The organism is Actinoplanes sp. NPDC020271, assembly GCF_044388125.1.
In the GTDB taxonomy this organism is placed as follows: Bacteria; Actinomycetota; Actinomycetes; order Mycobacteriales; family Micromonosporaceae; genus Actinoplanes.
The window spans coordinates 1-1,476 of record NZ_JBIRWQ010000085.1 but is presented as its reverse complement, the minus strand read 5'-3'; the positions used below and the strand labels follow the sequence as shown (position 1 = coordinate 1,476).

The 1,476-nt window shown below is 65.0% G+C and carries 2 protein-coding genes; one reads left to right on the top strand and one right to left on the bottom strand.

Annotation, left to right across the window (positions count from 1 at the left end):
• On the top strand, window positions 1-210 hold a 210-nt coding region (locus ACH442_RS48005; RefSeq protein WP_396344922.1), incomplete at its 5' end, for a hypothetical protein.
• A 204-nt stretch (window positions 211-414) separates the two neighbouring features.
• On the opposite strand, the gene ACH442_RS48000 is transcribed toward ACH442_RS48005, so the two are convergent.
• The gene (locus tag ACH442_RS48000) at window positions 415-1,314 is read right to left on the bottom strand and encodes a LysR family transcriptional regulator (protein ID WP_396344921.1); all 900 of its coding nucleotides are present in this window, start codon (window positions 1,312-1,314) and stop codon (window positions 415-417) included.
• Window positions 1,315-1,476: the final 162 nt, after the last annotated feature.

Here is a 1,476-nt window from a genome sequence, read left to right as displayed (position 1 = left end):
AGGGTGTTGTTTGGCGAGACCTCGTTCCATGCGGGGAACGTGTCGTTCGCCCGGGCGGCGTTCGACGGCACGCTGGTCGACTTCTCCGATAGCCCGGCCAACCTCGGCCCGGCCCGTTTTATCGGCTGTCTGCCCGACTTCTCGGAGCCGGCCAGCTGGGCGCGCCCGCCGCTGGGTATCCCCGAAGAGGCATGGCCCACGGCGTGCTGAACGGTGAGGCGGAGCAGCAGGCACCCGTAGGACCGTGCTGCGCGACACTGTCTTGATCAAAGCGCACGGGCGCCATGATCCGGCACCCCACCAACCACACAGGTCAGTTCCCCTCAACCACCGTTTCTGCGCCGGAGCCGTTTTCTTGACACTCCCACATCTCCTCGTATGCGCAACTCGCGGCAGAGGAGTGCGCTTGCTGATTCACGGCTGATATTGGACTTCAGCCCGGAGGGCCGAAAGGAAAGCCTCTGTCAGCGCTGAGCGGGTCCGGCCGGCCGGTGTTGCGGCGTACACCTTGCGTGGTGGCATTTCGTCGGGGTCCACTCCGAGTAAAGCAAGGTCGGGTGGCGCCGCGCGGGCGGCGAGTGCGGGTAACAGAGTGATCCCGAATCCCGCGGCGACGAGACCGAGTTTGGCGAACCACTCGTTGGCCACGAAGTCGATCCGTGGTTCGAAGCCATGCCGCATGCCGATGGCGAGCAGGGACTCCTGGGGCCTGATGCCACCGGCGACCCATGGCTGGTCGGCAAGTGCCGCGAGCCCCACGGTGCCAGCGGCGCCGGCAAGCGGGTGCCCGAGTGGCAGCGCAACGAGCAGCTGTTCGTCGAGCAGGTGGTGCAACTCCAAGCGGGCATCGTTGATGGGCTGGTCGGCCGCGCAGCTGATCACGGCGACGTCGGCCTCGTCAGTCACTAGTTGCTCGATCAGCCGGGCACTCAGGCCCTCGACCAGGCTCAGCTCTACAGCCGGAAACGTGATCTTGACGCGGGCAAGGGCCCTGGGCACGAGTGTCACCATGGCGGTCGCGAATGCCGCCACCCGGAGGCGCCCCATAGACGCGTCGGCGATCGCATGCACGTCCCGGCGGGCGTCGTCCAACCGGGTGAGGATCATCTCGGCGTGACCGAGAAGTACGCGCCCTTCCTCTGTCAATGCGATGCCGCGTGGCATCCGGTCGAGCAGCCGGGCGCCAAACTCCAGTTCAAGTGCAGCTATCTGTCGCGACACCGTCGACTGGGTGTAACGGAGGGCGCGAGCAGCGGTGGTGATCGACCCGCGATGGGCGACCTCACGGAAAACCCGTAACAGCTCGGTTTGCACGGGCACGATATTCGCACAGCGCATGGCAACCATGCGACACATTCGTTGGTGCCATGCATTGGACAGTCTTAGACCGCATCTCGTTTGGGGTTGTTGTAGCGCAAGGTCATTCGTTGTACGGGTGTGGGTGATGTAGAGAAGTTCTGCCCGGAAGCGTTGTGG